Raw genomic sequence first — 19,021 nt, 5'->3', positions numbered from 1 at the left:
ATCGACATGGCCGCCCAGCTCCTCGACGAGTACGGGATGGCCGATCTGACCATGCGGCGGCTCGCCCGCGAGCTCGGCGTCACCCCCGGCGCGCTGTACTGGCACTTCGCCGACAAGCAGGCACTGCTGGGCGCGGTGGCGGACCGCCTGCTCGGGCCCGCGCTGACCGGCGTGCCGCCCGGCCCGTGGCAGGCCCGCGTGCACGCCATCTGTGGCGGACTGCGCAACGCCCTGCTGTCGTCGACCGACGGCGCCGAACTCGTCTCCGCGAGCTTCGCGGCGGGCCGGTCCGAACGGATGACGGCGATCCTCGACGCGTTGACCGACGCCGCGGTCGCCGCGGGTCTGCATCCGGCCAACGCCGATCTGGCTGCGCGATCGGTGCTCTACTACGTGCTCGGCTTCACCGCCGACGAGCAGTCCCGGCTGCAGTGGGATGCCGCCGGCGCCCTGTCGCAGGAGCAGTCGGTGATGTCCACGAACCCCAACCGCCGCTTCGCCTTCGGCCTCGGGCTGCTCGTCGACGGCATGGTCGCCCACCGACACCGGCCCTCAGCCGATGACGGTGTCGACCCTGGCGTCGCCGTCCCAGCGCCGTAGGCCGGTGAACGCGCCGGCGACGTCGTCGGATCCGAGGACCTCGAGCGCGGCGGGCAGATCGGCCGGAGCGAGCCGGCGGCACAGCGTGACGTGCGGCGTCCACTGCCCGGGCCGGGCGTGCGGAAAGGGACCGTCGGCGACGTGCGGCGCACAGAGCGCGTCGACGGACTCGTGCAACCTCAGCAGGCCCGCCGCCGGGACGATGAGCCGGACCAGGGTGAGCGCCGTGCGCCCGAACACCAGCGGCGCGCCGATCACGCACTTCAGCGGGAGCTGCCTGGCCGGCTCCCAGAGTCCCGCGTCGGCGGCGGGGTCGATCCGGCCCGCGACGGTCAGCGTGACGTGCGGACGGTTGGTCGGCGAGCGGTGCCGCGCCTGGCTCGGCAGGTCCGCAGCGACGAGCGCTGCCCACTCGCGCCGGATGGCGGCATCGGAGTCCTCGTCGAACAGCAACTCCACGGAATGGGCGGCCATGGTCTAGAGACTCTGCACCCATCCCGCGTCGAACGCCTCGGCGCTGACCGCGGCGAAGCGCTCGGCCGGGGAGTCGCCGAGGCCGGCGGGCAGGACCCCGCGCACCGGCGCGATCTGCTCGAGCGCCTCGCGGTTGGACGTCTCCGCGGGGCCCGGCTCGGCGGGCCAGCTGCCCACCACCAGTCCGGCACACGAAAGACCATGTGCGGCAAGTGATTCCACGGTCAGCGCCGCATGGTTGAGGGTGCCGAGTCCGGCCCTGACGACGACGAGCACGGCCGCGTCCAGGGCCTGGGCCAGGTCGCGCAGCGTCGTGGCGTCCGCGCCGATCTCGACGAGCAGACCGCCCGCGCCCTCGACGAGGGTCAGCCGGCCCGGCCGGTCGACCCCGCGCACCAGCGCGAGCAGGTCGTCGCGGGTCGGCAGTGGCAAACCCGCCCGTGCGGCGGCGGCGACCGGTGCGAGCGGCTCGGGGTAGCGCCATCCGGGCGCCAGCGTCTCGACGCCCGCCAGGCGGGACACCTCGGCGAGGTCGTCGTCACCGTCGATCTCGCCGGTCTGCACGGGCTTGCACACCGCGACGTCGCGGCCGATCACGCGAGCGTGGCAGGCCAGTGCCGCGGTGGCGACGGTCTTGCCGACGCCGGTGTCGGTGCCGGTGACGACGAGGACGCTCACGCGGTGGCCGCGGCGAGCACGTCGATCAGGACGCGGCGCGCGTCGTCGAGGTCGTCGGCCGTCAGCGAGGCCCGCGCGGTGAGCCGCAACCGCGAGGTGCCCTCCGGGACCGTCGGCGGGCGGAAGCAGCCCACCCGCACGCCACGCTCCAGGCAGTCCGCCGCCGCGCGCAACGCCACCTCCGGCTCCCCGAGCACGACCGAGACCACCGCCGACGGCGGCACCTCGGTCACCCCGCAGGCCTCGGCGAGCGCAGCCGCCGCCGCGAGCACCGCACCCGCGCGCCACGGCTCGTCGATCAGCACCTCCAGCGCCGCGAGCGCCGACCCCACGGCCGCGGGCGCGATGCCGGTGTCGAAGATGAACGGGCGGGCGGCGTCGATCAGATGGGCCCGCACGGCGGCCGGTCCGAGGACGACGCCGCCCTGGCTGCCCAGGGCCTTCGACAGCGTCGTCGTCACGATGACGTCCGGCGCCCCGGCCAGGCCGACCTCGGCGACCAGTCCCCGACCGCCGTCACCCCTGACCCCGAGCCCATGGGCCTCGTCGACGATCAGCAGGGCGCCGTGCCGACGGCACACCGCGTGCAGTTCCGACAGCGGCGCCATGACGCCGTCGGCGCTGAACACCGAGTCGGTCACCACCACGGCGCGACTCTCGGTGCGTTCGCCGAGCGCGGCGTCCACGGCGCCGACGTCGCGGTGCGGCGTCACCGCCACCCGCGCCCGCGACAGCCGGCAGGCGTCGACGAGCGAGGCGTGGCTCAGGGCGTCGGACACCACCAGGGCGCCGGGGCCCGACAGCGCCACCACCGCTCCGAGGTTCGCGGTGTAGCCGGAGGAGAACACCAGCGCCGACTCGGCGCCGACGAAGCCGGCCAGCGCGGTCTCGAACGACTCGTGCAGCGTGGTGTTGCCGGTGACCAGTCGCGACCCCGTCGAACCCGCACCCCAGGTGCGCAGCGCGCGGATGCCGCCCTCGACGACGTGCGGGTGGCGCGAGAGACCGAGGTAGTCGTTGGAGGCCAGGTCGAGTTCGGGGAGACGGTCCTCGGCGGGCGCCCTGGCGCGCAGGGACCGTCGCAGGCCGGCGGTGCGGCGTTGCTGCTCGACCTCGTCGAGCCAGGCCAGCGGGGAGATCGATGCGCGCGTCACGTGCCACCTTCCAACGCCCCGTACCCGACTTGAACGCCGTTCAGGTTAGCGCACGCGCGACGCCGACCATCGCCGAGCCGATGCACGCCACCTCCTCGGGCGTGCACACGTAGGGCGGCATCGCATAGACCAGGTTGCGGAAGGGGCGCAGCCACACCCCGTGCCGCAGCGCGGCCGCCGTCGCGACCCCCATGTCGACCGGCTGCGTCATCTCCACGACGCCGATGGCGCCGAGCACGCGCACGTCGGCGACGTTGGCGAGCTCTCTGGCCGGGGCGAGGGCGGCCACCAACCCCGACTCGATCTCGCGCACCCGCGAGCGCCAGTCCTGACCGAGCAACAACTCCACCGACGCCACCGACACCGCGCACGCGAGCGCGTTGGCCATGAACGTCGGGCCGTGCATGAGCGCCCCCGGGTCTCCGGTGCTGATGGTCCGCGCGACGTCGCCGGTGCACAGCGTTGCCGCCAGGGTCAGGTAGCCGCCGGTGAGCGCCTTGCCGACGCACATCACGTCGGGACGCACCCCGGCGTGGTCGGCGGCGAACAGTTCCCCGGTCCTGCCGAACCCCGTGGCGATCTCGTCGAAGACGAGCAGCACGTCGTGGCGGGTGCAGGCGGCGCGGAGGTCGACCAGATGGCGCGGGTCGTGGAAGCGCATCCCGCCCGCGCCCTGGACCACGGGTTCGACGATGACGGCCGCGACCTGGTCGGCGTGTTCGGCCAACTGCGCCTCGAAGGCGGCGGAGTAGGCGGGGTCGTAGGCGTTGGGGACCTGGGGCGCGAACACCTGCGGCATCAGGACGTCGGTCCAGATCGCATGCATGCCGCCCTCGGGATCGCACACGCTCATCGGGGTGAAGGTGTCGCCGTGGTAGCCGCCGCGCCACGTCATCAACCGGTGCTTGCCGGGCTTGCCGTGGCTGCGCTGATACTGCAGCGCCATCTTCGCGGCGACCTCGACGGCGACCGATCCCGAGTCGCTGAAGAAGACCGTGTCCAGGCCGTCGGGCGTGATCGCCACCAGCAACTCGGCCAGGCGGGCGGCGGGTTCGTGGGTCAGACCACCGAACATCACGTGGTTCATCGTGGCGAGCTGGCGGGTGATGGCGGCGTCCAGCACCGGGTGGCCGTGGCCGTGGATCGCGGTCCACCAGGAGCTCATCGCGTCGAGCACCTCGATCGGCTCGCCGTCGTCGATCACCGTCAGCGAGGCGCCGTGCGCACCCACCGCCACCACCGGGGGCAACGCATCGGCGGCGATCCGGCTGTAGGGATGCCACACGTGCGCGGCATCGATGGCGCTGATCTGACCGGGTGTCAAGGGCGGCATTCGCACCATGCTTCCCCGAGCCGGGCGCTCCTGACAAAACGCCCGTTTGCAGCCGCGTTCGGTAGATTGTCCGACGACCATGTTGACCCTCTCCCCCGCCCGGGCGGCGTCCGCCGCGCCATCCGGTTCTCCACAGCGCGCCGTGATGGGCACCCGGACGTCCGGGTTCTACCGCCACGATCTGGATGGGCTGCGCGGCATCGCCATTGCGCTCGTCGCGATGTTCCACATCTGGTTCGGCAGGGTGTCCGGTGGCGTCGACGTGTTCCTGGCGCTGTCGGGTTTCTTCTTCGGCGGCCGGTTGCTGCGCACCGCGTTGGACCCGGGTTCCTCGCTGTCGCCGGTGCCCGAGGTGAAGCGCCTGATCCGGCGGTTGCTGCCGGCGCTGGTGGTGGTGTTGGCCGCGTCGACGGTGCTGACGATCCTGATCCAGCCCGTCACGCGCTGGGAGGCCTTCGCCGACCAGACCCTGGCCAGTCTCGGCTACTACCAGAACTGGGAACTGGCCGTGACGGCGTCGAACTACCTGCGCGCGGGCGAGGCGGTCAGCCCGCTGCAGCACATCTGGTCGATGTCGGTGCAGGGGCAGTTCTACATCGCACTGCTCGCCGTGGTCTACGGGTTCGCCCTGCTATTCCGCAAGCGGTTGCGCTCGCACACCAGGCTGGCGCTGATCGTGTTGCTGAGCGCGCTCAGCGTCGCATCGTTCTGGTACGCCATCGTCTCGCACGACGCCGACCAGTCCACGGCCTACTACGACAGCTTCGCGCGCGCCTGGGAACTGCTGGTGGGTGCCCTCGTCGGTGCGGTGGTCCCCCACGTGCGGTGGCCGTCGTGGCTGCGTTCGACCGCGGCCGCGGTGGCGCTCGTCGCGATCCTGTCCTGCGGGGCGTTCATCGACGGCGTCAAGGAGTTCCCCGGTCCGTGGGCGCTGGTGCCGGTCGGAGCGACGGTGCTGTTCATCCTCAGCGGCGCCAACCGGATGGCCGACCCGCACCTCGCTGCCGACGGCCGCCTCCCCGCCGCGAGCCGTCTGCTGGCCACCGCGCCGTTCGTCGCCCTCGGGTCGATGGCCTACTCGCTGTACCTGTGGCACTGGCCGCTGCTGATCTTCTGGCTCTCCTATTCGGGCCACAACCACGCCGACGTCGTCGAGGGCGCCCTCATCATCCTCGTCTCGGGGGTGCTGGCATGGCTGACGACCAGGTTCGTCGAGGAGCCCCTGCGGCTACGCAAGTCGGAGCCGGCCGCGCCAATCGCCGGGGCCCCGCTGCGCACCCGGCGCCGATGGCCGACCCTCGTCATGGGCACGATCGTGACGCTGCTCGCGGTCGCGCTGACGGCGACGTCGTTCACGTGGCGCGAGCACATGGACACCCAGCGCGCCAACGGCAAGGAACTGGCCGGGCTCTCACCGCGGGACTACCCGGGCGCCCGCGCCCTCATCGACCACGTGCGCGTGCCCAAGCTGCCGATGCGGCCCACCGTCCTGGAGGCCAAGGACGACGTCCCCATCTCGACGAAGCAGGGCTGCATCAGCGACTTCTCCAACGTCGACGTCATCAACTGCACCTACGGGGATCCGACGGCCACCCGCACCATCGCCGTGGCGGGCGGGTCGCACGCCGAGCACTGGATCACCGCGCTGGACATCCTCGGCCGCCTGCACCACGTGAAGATCGTCACCTACCTCAAGATGGGCTGTCCGCTGACCACGGAGCAGAACCCGTTGGTGATGGGCGACAACCGGCCCTACCCGAACTGCCGGGAGTGGAACGAGAAGGTGATGCCACGCCTCATCGCCGACCACCCCGACTACGTCTTCACCACGTCCACCCGGCCCTGGAACATCAAGGACGGCGACGTGATGCCTGGCTTCTACATCGGCATCTGGCAGCAGTTGGCCGCGGCGGGCATCCCGGTACTGGCCATGCGCGACACCCCGTGGCTGGTCCGCGACGGTCAGCCGTTCTTCCCGGCCGACTGCCTGGCCGACGGCGGGGACGCCACTTCGTGCGGCATCGCCCGCTCCAAGGTACTGTCCGACCGCAACCCCACTCTCGACTTCGTCAAGCAGTTCCCGCTGCTGAAGCCGCTCGACATGAGTGCCGCGGTGTGCCGTCCGGACTACTGTCGCGCTGTGGAGGGAAACGTGTTGGTGTATCACGACTCTCACCACATCTCCGCGACCTACATGCGAACCATGACCCCAGAGTTGGGGCGCCAGATCGCGGCCGCCACCGGCTGGTGGTGACCTCGCGTACGTGAGGAGCAAATGACTGTGGTCTCCGCGATCTGGCCGGGTGCCGCCTATCCCCTCGGGGCTGCGTACGACGGTGCGGGAACGAACTTCTCGCTGTTCTCCGAGGTCGCCGAGAAGGTCGAACTGTGCCTGATCGGCAAGGACGGCCGCGAGGAGCGCATCAACCTCGACGAGGTGGACGGCTACGTCTGGCACGCCTACCTGCCGACGATCTCCCCCGGGCAGCGCTACGGCTTCCGGGTGTACGGGCCGTGGGCACCGAGGGACGGACATCGCTGCGACCCCTCCAAGCTCCTGCTGGATCCCTACGGCAAGTCGTTCCACGGCGACTTCGACTTCACCCAGGCGCTGTACTCCTATGACCTGACGGCCAAGGACCTCGCCTCGGGCGGTACCCCGCCCAGGGTGGACTCGCTGGGCCACACGATGACCAGCGTCGTCATCAACCCATACTTCAACTGGGGCTCCGACCGCGCCCCCGCCACGCCGTACCACGAGACGGTCATCTACGAGGCGCACGTCAAGGGCATGACCCAGACCCATCCCGGCGTGCCGGCAGAGCAGCGCGGCACCTACGCGGGGCTGTGCCATCCGGTCATCATCGAGCACCTCAAGTCACTCAACGTCACGGCGATCGAGTTGATGCCGGTGCACCAGTTCATGCACGACCACCGGCTGCTGGACCTGGGTCTGCGAAACTACTGGGGCTACAACACCTTTGGCTTCTTCGCCCCGCACCACCAGTACGCGGCCAATCAGACCGCGGGCGGTGCGGTCGCCGAGTTCAAGAACATGGTCCGGTCCTTCCACGCGGCGGGCATCGAGGTCATCCTCGACGTCGTCTACAACCACACCGCCGAGGGCAACCACCTCGGCCCGACGATCAACTTCCGCGGCATCGACAACGCGGGCTACTACCGGCTGCTCGACGGTGATCTGCGGCTGTACAAGGACTTCACCGGCACCGGCAACAGCCTCAACGTGCGCCACCCCCACTCGCTTCAGCTCATCATGGACTCGCTGCGGTACTGGGTGATGGACATGCACGTCGACGGGTTCCGCTTCGACCTGGCCTCGACACTCGCCCGCGAGTTCTACGACGTCGACCGGCTGTCGGCGTTCTTCGACCTCGTGCAGCAGGACCCGGTGATCAGTCAGGTCAAGCTCATCGCCGAGCCGTGGGACATCGGCGAGGGCGGATATCAGGTGGGGAACTTCCCTGGTTTGTGGACGGAGTGGAACGGGCAATACCGCGACACTGTGCGCGACTACTGGCGGGGAGAACCCGCAACCCTCAACGAGTTCGCCTCCCGACTGACCGGTTCCTCCGACCTCTACGAGGCGACCGGTCGGCGTCCGAGTGCGAGCATCAACTTCGTCACCGCCCACGACGGCTTCACACTCGCGGATCTGGTGTCCTACAACGAGAAGCACAACGAGGCCAACGGCGAACACAACCGTGACGGCGAGAGCCACAACCGGTCGTGGAACTGCGGGGTGGAGGGACCCACCGACGACCCGGCCATCCTGGAACTGCGCGGTCGGCAGATGCGCAACATGCTGGCCACGATGATGGTCAGTCAGGGCACGCCGATGATCAGCCATGGCGACGAGATCGGCCGCACGCAGGGCGGCAACAACAACGTGTACTGCCAGGACTCCGAGATCGCCTGGATGGACTGGTCGCTGTGCGAGACCAACGCCGATCTGATGACCTTCGCGCGCACGGTGACCACGCTGCGCAAGAACCACCCGGTGTTTCGCCGTCGGCGGTTCTTCGACGGCAAGCTCATCCGCAGCGGCGACGAAGAGATCCGCGACATCGCGTGGCTGACCTCGGCGGGCAAGCCGATGACGCCCGCCGACTGGAACGCGGGCTTCAAGTGCGTGGCCGTGTTCCTCAACGGCGAGGCGATTCCCGCGCCCGACGCCCGTGGCGAGCGCGTCGTCGACGACACCTTCCTGCTGTGCTTCAACGCCCACTCCAAACCCGTCGAATTCACCGCCGCCGAAGGCGATTACGCCGCTCAGTGGTCCGCCGAAGTCGATTCGGCCGTGCCGACCGGCACCAGCGTCCTGGTGGTGAAGGCGGGCGACGTCTTCACCGTGCAGGGTCGTTCCCTCCTCGTGCTTCGGAAGACGGCCTGACATGACACCCGTTCTCTCGACCTACCGGCTGCAGATGCGCGGCGCCGCCAGCGGGCAGGCCTTCACCTTGGCCGATGCCGCAGAGCAGCTCGATTACCTTCAGGCACTTGGGGTTTCGCACGTCTACCTCTCGCCGATCTTCACCGCCAGCCGCGGTTCCACCCACGGGTACGACGTCACCGACCCCACGACGGTCTCGGCCGAGCTCGGCGGGCCCGAGGGGTTCGCCGAACTCTCGCACGCCATCCACGAGCGCGGCATGGGGCTCGTCGTCGACATCGTCCCCAATCACCTCGGCGTCGACGACCCGACGCAGAACGCGTGGTGGTGGGATCTGCTCGCCCACGGTCGCGATTCGCAGTACGCGGCGTACTTCGACGTCGACTGGACGCTGGACCCGCAGGGCAAGATCGTGCTGCCCGTCCTCGGCGACGACGGCGACCTCGACGATCTCGACGTCGACGGTGACGTCCTGCGGCTCGGGGACCGCACCTGGCCGATCGCGCCGGGCACGGGCAGCGGCACCGCCGCCGAGGTGTACCAGCGGCAGAACTACGCACTGATCGGCTGGAAGCACAACGTGTGCGGCTACCGTCGCTTCTTCTCCATCACGTCGCTGGCCGGTCTCCGCCAGGAGGATCGCGCCGTCTTCGACGCCACCCACGTGGAGGTCAAGCGGTGGTTCACCGAGGGTCTCGTCGACGGTCTGCGCATCGACCATCCGGACGGATTGTCCGATCCCGCAGGCTATCTCGAGTGGCTGCGCGAGCTCACCGGACCCGACGCCTGGATCGTGATCGAGAAGATCCTCGCCCCCGACGAGGCGCTGGAGCCGACTCTGCCGGTCGCGGGCACCACCGGGTACGACGCCCTGCGCGAGATCGGCGGCCTGCTCGTCGATCCGGCCGCGGCCGGTGAGGGAGAACCGCTGGACGAGGTGACGGCTCAGCTGAAGATCGTCACGGCCACCACCACGCTGTCCAGCGAGTTGGCCCGGGTGCACCGCGCGATCGTGGCCGCCGTCGGCGCCGACCATCCGCAGGTGCCCGACGCGGTCGCCGCTCTACTCTCGCACATCGGCGTCTACCGCTCCGACTACCGCGGGCTCGCGGCGATCATGCCCGCGGCGCTGGCCGAAACCGCCTCCGCCCGACCGGACTTGAACGAGCCGCTGCTGCTCGTCGCCGCCGCGCTCGACCACCTCGAGCCGGCCACCCGCATCCAACAGCTGTGCGGCGCGGTCACCGCGAAGTCCGTCGAGGACTGCCTGTTCTACCGCGACGCCCGGCTGGTGTCGCTCAACGAGGTGGGCGGCGAGCCGGACCGCTTCGGGGTGTCGGCCGCCGAGTTCCACTACGACTCCGCCCAGCGCGCCCGGTACTGGCCGTCGGCCATGGTCACGCTCTCGACCCATGACACCAAGCGCAGCGAGGACGTCCGGGCGCGCATCGGCGTGCTGTCCCAGGTGCATTCGCTGTGGCAGGAGCTCATCGGGAAGTGGTTGGACGCCGCGGCGCCGCCGGACGGGCCGACCGCACTCTTCCTGCTGCAGAACGTCTTCGGCGTATGGCCCGCCCACGGTGGGGTCGGTGACGAGCTGCGGTCCCGGCTGCACGACTACACCGAGAAGGCCATCAGGGAGTCGGGTCTGCACACCACGTGGAACGATCCGGACGAGGCGTTCGAGAGCGCGGTCCATGCCTGGCTCGACGACGTGATCGACGGACCCGTCGGTGTCGAGATGTCCAGTCTCGTCGCGCAATTGGACGAGCACGCGCGCAACGACTCGCAGGTGCAGAAGCTGCTGTCGCTCACCGTGCCCGGCGTCCCCGACGTCTACCAGGGCACCGAACTGTGGGACGACAGCCTCGTCGACCCGGACAACCGCCGTCCCGTCGACTACGGTCTGCGACGTCGGGCGCTGTCCGACGCCGACGACGCGAAGATCCGGCTCGTCACGGCCGCCCTGCACTCGCGGTCCGACCGGCCGCAGACCTACCTGCACGGCGGGTACGCACCCGTCCTGGCCGACGGCGCCGCCGCCGCGCACCTCGTCGCCTTCCTGCGCGGGGACGACGTGCTGGTCGCCGTGCGGCGCTGGACCGTCACTCTGAGCGAAACCGGTTGGGGCGACACCTCATTGCCCCTACCCGACGGCGAGTGGGTCGACCGGGTGACCGGCCGTACCTTCAGCGGGCGCGCCGACGCCGCCGAGTTGTTCACCGACCTGCCCGCCACACTCTTGGAGCGCACCCGTGCCTGATCATGAATTCGCCGTCTGGGCACCGATTCCCGAACGGGTTCAGGTCGACGTCGACGGCACCCTGCACCCGATGACCCGCGACTCCGACGGCTGGTGGCGTGCCGTCGTGGACGCGCACGTCGACAGCCGCTACGGGTTCGTCCTCGACGACGACCCGACCGTGCTACCGGATCCGCGTTCGCCACGGCAGCCCGACGGCGTCCACGAGCGCTCGCAGCTGTGGGACCCGTCGACCGTGGCGTGGTCGGACACGGCGTGGCAGGGGCGCTCCGTCGAGGGCGGCGTGATCTACGAGCTGCACGTCGGCACGTTCACACCGACGGGCACGCTGGACTCGGCGATCGAGAAGCTCGACTACCTCGTCGACGTCGGCGTCGACTTCGTGGAACTGATGCCGCTCAACGCCTTTGGCGGCACCCACGGCTGGGGTTACGACGGCGTGCTCTGGTACGCCGTCCACGAGGCGTACGGCGGCCCCGACGCGCTGGTGCGATTCGTGACCGCCTGCCACGAGCGCGGTCTCGGCGTCCTCATCGATGCGGTGTTCAACCACCTCGGGCCGTCGGGCAACTACCTGCCGAGGTACGGGCCCTACCTGACCGAGTCGAACACCGGCTGGGGGCAGGGCGTCAACGTCTCCGAGGCGGGGGCCGACGAAGTGCGCCGCTACATCCTGGACTGCGCGCTGCGCTGGATGCGGGACTTCCACGTCGACGGTCTGCGCCTGGACGCCGTGCACGCGCTCGCCGACCGCACGGCCATCCACATCCTCGAGGAGATGTCGGCCGAAACCGACGCTCTCGCCGAGCAATTGGGGCGTCCGCTGTCGCTCATCGCCGAGAGCGACCTCAACGACCCAAGGCTCATCACGCCACGCGATCGCGGTGGGTACGGCTTGACCGCCCAGTGGGACGACGACATCCACCACGCCATCCACACCGCGGTGTCCGGCGAACGCCAGGGTTACTACTCGGACTTCGGCTCGCTGGAGTCGCTCGCGAAGACGTTGCGGCACGGCTTCTTTCACGCCGCCACCTATTCGTCGTTCCGGCACCGGCGGCACGGCAGGCCGCTGGACACGGCGACCATCCCGGCCACCCGACTCCTGGCGTACACCTCCGATCACGACCAGGTCGGCAACCGGGCCGTCGGAGACCGCCCCTCGCAGAACCTCGACTTCGGTCAGCTCGCGGTGAAGGCCGCCCTGGTGCTCGCCTCGCCCTACACCGCCATGCTGTTCATGGGCGAGGAGTGGGGGTCCTCGAGCCCGTTCCAGTTCTTCACGTCCCATCCGGAGCCCGAATTGGCCAAGGCCACGGCCGAGGGGCGCAAGGCCGAGTTCTCCTCGCACGGCTGGGATGCCGACGACATTCCCGACCCGCAGGACCCCGAGACCTTTGCCCGCTCGAAGCTGAAGTGGGACGAGGTGGACACCGGTGAGCACGGGCGGCTCGGCGCGCTGTACCGCCAGCTCATCGCCCTGCGGCACGACGAGCCGGACTTCGCCGACCCCTGGCTCGACCACCTCCGGATCGACTACGACGAGGACCGGCGGTGGATCACGCTCTACCGCGGCGCCTTCGCCGTCGCCTGCAACCTCGGCACCGATCCGGTGACCGTGCCGGTCACCGGCGAGGTGGTGCTGGCGTCGACCGAACCCACGGTGGGCGAACACACTACGCTGCCGGGACACTCGTTCGCGATCGTGCGCACCGGCTGATCCACAGGCCGCGCGGCTGTGGATGAATTCCGCGCGGAATCCCGTAGTCGTCCATGCTCGGTGCCATGACGACTCGAGACATCCCGCCCGCCGACACGGCCACCGACCCCATCGGCTCCACGGCGGATCTGCGGCAGCGGTGGCGAGCGCTGATGGGTCCGGGCGGCTTCGGCGAACGGTTGCTTCGCTTCGTCTTCGTGGGACCGGACCGGCGCATGCTGAAGATCCTCAGCGACGTGCCCGTCGACAGGTACCCGCAGCCGGGCCTGGTGCGGAATCTGATGGTGGCGCTGCGCGAGATCCTCGACGCCCGCGAGGGACACACCGTCGCGCTGCTACTGACGCGGCCGGGCGAGGGCGCCGTCTGCCCGTCGGACCGGCGCTGGGCGCAGCTGCTGACCGAGATCGCCGCCGAGTTCGGCGTGCCGATCGAGCCGGTGTGCCTGGCGACCGACGACCGGCTGCTGATCCTGGAATCGGGCTCAGGTCAGGTAGCGGTAGGCCGGTGAGCCCGGCTCGAGCGCCTCGACGTGCATGTCGGACAACCGCATTCGCGCGAGCAGCCCGTCGTAGTCCTTGGCCGAGCTCAGTTCGACGCCGACGAGCGCCTCCCCCGTCTCGCGGTTGTTGCGCTTGACGTACTCGAAGAGCGTGACGTCGTCACCCGGTCCGAGCACCTCGTCGAGGAAGCGCCGCAGGGCGCCGGGCTCCTGCGGGAAGTCGACGAGGAAGTAGTGCTTGAGGCCGAGGTGCACCAGCGAGCGCTCCAGCACCTCGTTGTAGCGGGAGACGTCGTTGTTGCCGCCGGAGATGAGGCAGACCACGGTCGACCCCGGTTCGACCGAACCGTCCGACACCGCCTCCATCAGCCCGGCGACCGAGAGCGCACCCGCGGGCTCGGCGATGATCCCCTCGTTCTGATAGAGGTCGAGCATCGCGGTGCAGACCGCACCCTCGTCGACGGCGGTGAGGGAGACCATGTCCCCCGCCGCGGACAGCACGGCGTAGGGCAGCGCACCCGCGCGGGCGACCGCCGCGCCGTCGACGAATTGGTCCACGTGCTCCAGGGTGACCGGCTCACCGGTGGCCAGGGCCGCGACCATCGCCGCGGCGCCCGCCGGTTCGACGCCGAGCACCGACGTCGTGGTGGTGCGCTCGGCCAGGTAGGTGGTGATGCCGCTGATGCAGCCGCCGCCCCCGACCGGGACGATGACGAGGTCGGGCTCTGCCTCGAGCTGTTCGAGGATCTCGACGGCGATCGTGCCCTGGCCGGCCATGGTGCGCAGGTCGTCGTAGGGCGGGACGAGGGTGGCGCCCGTTTGCGCGACGTCCTCGGCGGCGGCCGCGGCCGCCAGGTCATAGGTCGCGCCGCCGACGATCAGCTCGATGAACTCGCCGCCGTGGTAGCGAATCCGGTCACGCTTCTGCTTGGGCGTCTTGGCGGGGACGTAGACGCGTCCGTGGATGCCCATCGAGCGGCACGCCAGCGCGAACCCCTGCGCGTGGTTGCCCGCCGACGAGCAGACGACGCCGGCCGCGATCTCGGCGGGCGTCAGCTGCATGAGCAGGTTGTAGGCGCCGCGCAGCTTGTAGCTGCGGACGGCCTGCAGGTCCTCGCGCTTGAGGTAGACCTGCAGACCCGTGATCGCCGACAGCCGGTCGCTGTACTGCAGCGGACTGACCGAGACGACGCCCGAAATTCGCTGAGCGGCCTCGTCGATGTCCGAGGCGCACAGCGGCGCGGGACGGCGAGAGGTCTGACTCAGTTCGGCGGACACCGGTCAATCGTGCCACTCCCTCCTCCCGTGGCAAAAAGCACGGACGGCCGGTCCGCGTCCATGACCCGAAATCGGTGTTTCGGGTACCCGAAATCACGGTTACGAGTTATCGTCGTGTCATGACGATAGCCACCGAAGTGCAGATCGCCGGGGTGCCGTGGCCGGTCTACAAGCTGCTGGCACTGGCGATCGGAGCCCTGGTCCTGGTGGTGGTCGGACTGATCACGACGAGCCTGGCCCCCGCGGTACTCGCGGGCTCGGCGGCGGCGGCGGTCACGTGGCTGGCCCTGTCGATCGTCGGCTCCCGGGCCGCCTGACCGCCCGGGGGCCCCGTCCCGTTCAGCCCCCGAGGCAGCCGGGACCGAGCAACGCCTTGAGATCCCCCATCAGTGCCGAGGACGGCGTCACCCGCAACCCCTGATCGAGTTCGAGGGTCGTGATGCGGTCACCGCTGATCAACCGCAGCCGCACCTGTGACGTGCCGGGGTGGTTGGCGAGCACCTGCTTGAGGGCGCCGACCTTCTCGACCGTGCACTGCCGGGTGGGCAGGCTGACCGCCACCGGCCGATCGGCCTGGGCGTTGGTGAAGTCCGGCACGATGAGATCGTTGGCGATCAGCGAGAGCCGGTCGTCGCGGGAGTTCACCTTTCCGCTGACGATCACCACGGTGTCGTCGGCGATGTCGGCGCCGAACGTCGAATAGGTGTGCGGGAAGAACATCACCTCGATGCCGCCGGTGAGATCCTCCAATTGTGCTGACGCCCAGGGCATTCCGTTCTTGTTCACCCTGCGGTTGACCGACGCCAGGATGCCCCCGACGCGCACCTGGGCCTCGTTGGCGACGTCGCCGTCCAGGATCGCGGGGATGGCGGTGTCGACCTGGCTGGCCAGCAGGTGCGCCACGCCGTCGAGCGGATGCCCGGACACGTAGAGCCCCAACATCTCTCGCTCGAGGGCCAGCTTGTGCTTGTCCTCCCACTCCTCGTCGGGCACCTTGATCGCGAAGACGGCGTCCGTCGCCGTATCGGCCCCGCCGAAGAGGTCGAACTGACCCATCGCCTCGGCCTTCTTCGTCCCGAGCACCGAGTCGACGGCATCGGTGTGGATGAGGAACAGGCCCTTGCGGGAGTGGCCGAGCGAGTCGAAGGCCCCGGCCTTGATCAGCGATTCCGTCACCTTCTTGTTGCACGCGGTGACCTCGATCTTGTTGAGGTAGTCGGAGAAGTCGGTGTACTTGCCCTTGTCGTTGCGGGTGGCGATCAGCGACGCCACGACGTTGGCGCCGACGTTGCGCACGGCGCCGAGTCCGAAGCGGATGTCCACGCCCACCGAGGCGAAGTTGAGCTCGGACTCGTTGACGTCGGGCGGCAGCACCGTGATGCCGAGCCTGCGGCAGTCGGCGAGATACACCGCGGCCTTGTCCTTGTCGTCGCCGACCGAGGTGAGCAGGCCCGCCATGTACTCGGCGGGGAAGTTCGCCTTGAGGTACGCCGTCCAGTAGGAGACCAGCCCGTAGCCGGCCGCGTGGGACTTGTTGAACGCATACCCGGCGAACGGAAGGATGGTGTCCCACAACGCCTTCACCGCGGCCTCGGAGAACCCGTTGGCGGTCATGCCCTCGCGGAAGCCCTTGTACTCCGCCTCGAGCACCTCGAGCTTCTTCTTGCCCATGGCCTTGCGCAGCGCGTCGGCCTTGCCCATCGAGTAGCCCGCGACCTTCTGGGCGATGAACATGATCTGCTCTTGGTAGACGATCAGGCCGTAGGTTTCCGAGAGGATCTCCCGCAGCGGTTCCTCCAGCTCGGGATGGATCGGCTTGATGGCCTGCCGACCGTTCTTGCGGTCGGCGTAGTCGTTGTGGGCGTTCATGCCCATCGGGCCGGGGCGGTACAGCGCGAGCACCGCGACGATGTCGTTGAACTCGGTGGGCTGCATGCGGCGCAGCAGATCGCGCATCGGGCCACCGTCGAGCTGGAACACACCGAGGGTGTCACCGCGGCCCAGCAGTTCATAGGCCCTGGGGTCGTCGAGGTTGAGCGACTCCAGGTCGACGTCGATGCCGCGGTTGGCGCGGATGTTCTCGATGCAGTCGCCGATGATCGTCAGGTTGCGCAGGCCGAGGAAGTCCATCTTCAGCAGGCCGATGGCCTCGCACGACGGGTAGTCCCAGCCGCTGATGACCGCGCCGTCCTGCGGCCGCTTCCACAGCGGGATCGCCTCGATGAGCGGCTCGGAGCTCATGATGACCGCGCACGCGTGCACGCCGGCGTTGCGCACCAGCCCCTCCAGCCCGCGCGCGGTCTCGTAGATCGCCCGGACGTCGGGGTCGGTGTCGAGCAGGCTGCGGACCTCGGCGGCCTCCTTGTACCGCTCGTGGGTGGGGTCGGTGATCCCCGAGAGCGGAATGTCCTTGGCCATGATCGGCGGCGGCAGCGCCTTGGTGATCCGGTCGGCGATCGCGAAGCCCGGCTGGCCGTAGTTGACCCGAGCCGAATCCTTCAGTGCCGCCTTGGTCTTGATGGTGCCGAACGTGATGACCTGGGCCACCCGGTCGCTGCCCCAGCGGTTGGCGGCGTAGCGCAGCATCTCCCCGCGGCGACGATCGTCGAAGTCGATGTCGATGTCGGGTGCCGACGGCCGTTCGGGGTTGAGGAACCGCTCGAAGAGCAGGCCGTGCGGGATCGGGTCGATGTTGGTGATGCCCATCGCGTAGGCCACCAGCGACCCCGCCGCCGAACCACGGCCGGGGCCGACGCGGATGTCGACGGACTTCGCGTAGTTGATGAGGTCGGCCACGATGAGGAAGTACGACGGAAAGCCCTTGTCGCAGATGACCTTGATCTCGTATTCGGCGCGCTCGACGTAGTCGCGCCCGACGGCTCCCGGAAATCGGCGCTCCAGGCCGGCCATCACCTCGTGATGCAGCCACGACGCTTGGTCGTGTCCCTCGGGTACCGGGAAGATCGGCATCCGGTCCTTCGGCGCCCACACGTCGGTGTACGGCTGGACGCGTTCGGCGATCAGCAGCGTCGAGTCGCAGGCCCCGGGGACCTGGTCGTCCCATAGCGCCCGCATCTCCGCGGCGGACTTCAGGTAGTAGCCGTCACCGTCGAACTTGAAGCGGGTGGGATCCGACAGCGTCTTGCCGGTCTGCACGCACAGCAGCGCCTCGTGGTTGCGCGAGGCGTCGCGGGTGACGTAGTGGCAGTCGTTGGTGGCCAGCGGCGGGATGTTCAGCTTGCGGCCGACCTCGAGCAGACCCTCGCGGACCCGGCGCTCGATGTCGAGACCGTGGTCCATGAGCTCGAGGAAGAAGTTCTCCGGCCCGAAGATCTCGCGCCACTTGGCCGCCGCGGCCACCGCCTCGTCGACGTGACCCAGCCGCAGCCTGGTCTGGACCTCACCGGACGGGCAGCCGGTGGTCGCGATGATGCCCTCGGCGTGTTCGGCGATGATCTCGGCGTCCATCCGGGACCACTTGCCGAGCTGGCCCTCGAAGGACGCCAGCGACGACAGCTTGAACAGGTTGCGCAGCCCGGTCGCGTTCTCCGCGACCATCGTCATGTGCGTGTAGGCGCCGCTGCCGGAGACGTCGTCGGACTTCTGGCTGGGGTCACCCCACAGCACGCGCTTGGTGTCGAAGCGCGACGCGGGCGCGATGTACGCCTCGACGCCGATGATCGGCTTGATGCCCACATCGATTGCCGCGTGGTAGAACTCGCTGGCCCCGAACATGTTGCCGTGGTCGGTCATGCCGATTGCGGGCATCTCCAACCGCGCGGCTTCGGCGAACATGGGCTTGACCTTCGCGGCACCGTCCAGCATCGAGTATTCGGTGTGGTTGTGCAGGTGCACGAACGACGTGCCGGCGCGGGGAGCGGACGAATCAGCCATAGGGCCGACAGTCTATTGCCGACCTCCGACGACGCTCGGCGTGTCGCCTTCCGTGTCGCGCAGGGGGGTCGGCGTCGCCGCGTGCGTCGGCAGACCGTGGGCCAGCAGCGCGTGCAGCTGAGCGGTGATCGGCGTCAGGTCGGCGGCGTCCCCGACGAAGCCGGCGTAGAAGCTGACGCCCCACAGCATCGCGCCGAGCATCTCCGCGACCGGGCCGACGTCGACGTCCTCGGCGAGCTCGCCGCGGTCCCTGGCCTCGGTGACGAGCGTGGTCAGGACGTCCTGCAGGGCCAACCCACCGAGGGCCCGCAGTTCCGGGATCCTGACCGATTCCAGTCCGGCGCTCACCAGGAAGGCCACCTGGGAGCGATCGAGCAGATCGGTGTCCTGGAACGCCTCCAGCAGCGCGGTGAACTGTTCGACCAGGGTCGCCCGGCGCCGCGCCCTGTCGACGAAGGTGGCCACCGCGTCGCGGGCCTCGGCCACCAGCGTCAGGTAGATCTCCTCGCGGGTGGCGAAGTAGTAGTGCAGCGTGGGACGGCTCAGATCGGCGGCGACGGCGATCGCCTGGAAGGTCGCGGCCTGGTAGCCGCGTTCGTTGATCACCTGGCGCGAGGCCCGCAGGATGCGGTTGCGGGTCTCGGCCGAATCGGAGTTGACGGGGCGCCCGCGACGCCGCGCGACCACCACCGGCGGATCATCGCACTGCACCATGC

The 19,021-nt window shown here is 69.6% G+C and carries 14 protein-coding genes; 7 read left to right on the top strand and 7 right to left on the bottom strand.

Translation table 11 applies throughout. From position 1 onward, the window contains the following. Positions 1-6 precede the first annotated feature (6 nt). Positions 7-600, top strand: coding sequence for a TetR family transcriptional regulator (locus G6N60_RS13290; protein ID WP_163743894.1), 594 nt, complete (start codon positions 7-9; stop codon positions 598-600). On the opposite strand, the gene G6N60_RS13285 is transcribed toward G6N60_RS13290, so the two are convergent. From G6N60_RS13285 to G6N60_RS13270, 4 genes are read right to left on the bottom strand one after another with little or no spacing between them, the layout of a single operon-like run. Next, positions 553-1,074, bottom strand: coding sequence for a 2'-5' RNA ligase family protein (locus tag G6N60_RS13285; RefSeq protein WP_163737747.1), 522 nt, complete (start codon positions 1,072-1,074; stop codon positions 553-555). The two genes, G6N60_RS13290 and G6N60_RS13285, sit on opposite strands and share 48 nt — an antisense overlap. Before the next feature lie 3 nt (positions 1,075-1,077). Further along, positions 1,078-1,752, bottom strand: a complete 675-nt coding sequence (bioD, locus tag G6N60_RS13280; RefSeq protein ID WP_163737744.1) for a dethiobiotin synthase — start codon at positions 1,750-1,752, stop codon at positions 1,078-1,080. Continuing rightward, positions 1,749-2,906, bottom strand: coding sequence for an 8-amino-7-oxononanoate synthase (locus G6N60_RS13275; RefSeq protein ID WP_163737741.1), 1,158 nt, complete (start codon positions 2,904-2,906; stop codon positions 1,749-1,751). Before G6N60_RS13275 ends, bioD begins: the two co-directional genes overlap by 4 nt. 40 nt (positions 2,907-2,946) lie before the next feature. Further along, positions 2,947-4,239, bottom strand: coding sequence for an adenosylmethionine--8-amino-7-oxononanoate transaminase (locus tag G6N60_RS13270; RefSeq protein WP_163737737.1), 1,293 nt, complete (start codon positions 4,237-4,239; stop codon positions 2,947-2,949). A gap of 79 nt (positions 4,240-4,318) precedes the next feature. Between G6N60_RS13270 and G6N60_RS13265 the strand changes: the two genes are divergently transcribed. From G6N60_RS13265 to G6N60_RS13245, 5 genes are all read left to right on the top strand, one after another. After that, positions 4,319-6,493: an acetyltransferase SucT gene (locus G6N60_RS13265; RefSeq protein ID WP_163737735.1), complete on the top strand. Its 2,175-nt coding sequence runs from the start codon at positions 4,319-4,321 to the stop codon at positions 6,491-6,493. A 21-nt stretch (positions 6,494-6,514) separates the two neighbouring features. Then, complete coding sequence (glgX, locus tag G6N60_RS13260; RefSeq protein WP_163737732.1) at positions 6,515-8,650, top strand: glycogen debranching protein GlgX; 2,136 nt, start codon at positions 6,515-6,517, stop codon at positions 8,648-8,650. A 1-nt stretch (position 8,651) separates the two neighbouring features. Then, positions 8,652-10,913 (top strand): malto-oligosyltrehalose synthase, encoded by a 2,262-nt coding sequence (gene treY / locus G6N60_RS13255; protein WP_163737729.1) that lies wholly within the window; start codon positions 8,652-8,654, stop codon positions 10,911-10,913. After that, on the top strand, positions 10,906-12,633 hold the full coding sequence (gene treZ / locus G6N60_RS13250) for a malto-oligosyltrehalose trehalohydrolase (protein WP_163737725.1): 1,728 nt from the start codon (positions 10,906-10,908) through the stop codon (positions 12,631-12,633). Before treY ends, treZ begins: the two co-directional genes overlap by 8 nt. Positions 12,634-12,698: 65 nt before the next feature. Next, positions 12,699-13,142: a hypothetical protein gene (locus G6N60_RS13245; RefSeq protein ID WP_163737722.1), complete on the top strand. Its 444-nt coding sequence runs from the start codon at positions 12,699-12,701 to the stop codon at positions 13,140-13,142. On the opposite strand, the gene ilvA is transcribed toward G6N60_RS13245, so the two are convergent. Then, a complete protein-coding gene (gene ilvA, locus G6N60_RS13240) occupies positions 13,116-14,411 on the bottom strand; it encodes a threonine ammonia-lyase IlvA (RefSeq protein WP_163737718.1) in 1,296 nt (431 codons plus the stop codon). The two genes, G6N60_RS13245 and ilvA, sit on opposite strands and share 27 nt — an antisense overlap. A 119-nt stretch (positions 14,412-14,530) precedes the next feature. Here ilvA and G6N60_RS13235 point away from each other — a divergent pair, with 119 nt between their 5' ends. Further along, entirely contained in the window at positions 14,531-14,728 is a 198-nt protein-coding gene (locus G6N60_RS13235) for a hypothetical protein (protein ID WP_163737716.1), read from the top strand. Positions 14,729-14,750: 22 nt separating this feature from the next. On the opposite strand, the gene dnaE is transcribed toward G6N60_RS13235, so the two are convergent. Next, a complete protein-coding gene (dnaE, locus tag G6N60_RS13230; protein ID WP_163737713.1) occupies positions 14,751-18,305 on the bottom strand; it encodes a DNA polymerase III subunit alpha in 3,555 nt (1,184 codons plus the stop codon). Positions 18,306-18,317: 12 nt separating this feature from the next. Further along, complete coding sequence (locus tag G6N60_RS13225) at positions 18,318-19,019, bottom strand: TetR/AcrR family transcriptional regulator (protein ID WP_163737710.1); 702 nt, start codon at positions 19,017-19,019, stop codon at positions 18,318-18,320. Positions 19,020-19,021: the final 2 nt, after the last annotated feature.

The organism is Mycolicibacterium madagascariense, assembly GCF_010729665.1.
In the GTDB taxonomy this organism is placed as follows: Bacteria; Actinomycetota; Actinomycetes; order Mycobacteriales; family Mycobacteriaceae; genus Mycobacterium; species Mycobacterium madagascariense.
Note: the sequence above shows the minus strand (reverse complement) of the source record. Positions and strands in the feature narration are given on the sequence as shown.

What these genes read in the sequence shown, in the direction of transcription:
- G6N60_RS13290 (WP_163743894.1), top strand. Translation starts at nt 7, where the DNA reads ATGGCCGCCCAGCTCCTCGACGAGTACGGGATGGCCGATCTGACCATG.
- G6N60_RS13285 (WP_163737747.1), bottom strand. Translation starts at nt 1,074, where the DNA reads ATGGCCGCCCATTCCGTGGAGTTGCTGTTCGACGAGGACTCCGATGCC.
- G6N60_RS13270 (WP_163737737.1), bottom strand. Translation starts at nt 4,239, where the DNA reads ATGCCGCCCTTGACACCCGGTCAGATCAGCGCCATCGATGCCGCGCAC.
- G6N60_RS13265 (WP_163737735.1), top strand. Translation starts at nt 4,319, where the DNA reads ATGTTGACCCTCTCCCCCGCCCGGGCGGCGTCCGCCGCGCCATCCGGT.
- glgX (WP_163737732.1), top strand. Translation starts at nt 6,515, where the DNA reads ATGACTGTGGTCTCCGCGATCTGGCCGGGTGCCGCCTATCCCCTCGGG.
- treY (WP_163737729.1), top strand. Translation starts at nt 8,652, where the DNA reads ATGACACCCGTTCTCTCGACCTACCGGCTGCAGATGCGCGGCGCCGCC.
- G6N60_RS13245 (WP_163737722.1), top strand. Translation starts at nt 12,699, where the DNA reads ATGACGACTCGAGACATCCCGCCCGCCGACACGGCCACCGACCCCATC.
- G6N60_RS13235 (WP_163737716.1), top strand. Translation starts at nt 14,531, where the DNA reads ATGACGATAGCCACCGAAGTGCAGATCGCCGGGGTGCCGTGGCCGGTC.
- dnaE (WP_163737713.1), bottom strand. Translation starts at nt 18,305, where the DNA reads ATGGCTGATTCGTCCGCTCCCCGCGCCGGCACGTCGTTCGTGCACCTG.
- G6N60_RS13225 (WP_163737710.1), bottom strand. Translation starts at nt 19,019, where the DNA reads ATGGTGCAGTGCGATGATCCGCCGGTGGTGGTCGCGCGGCGTCGCGGG.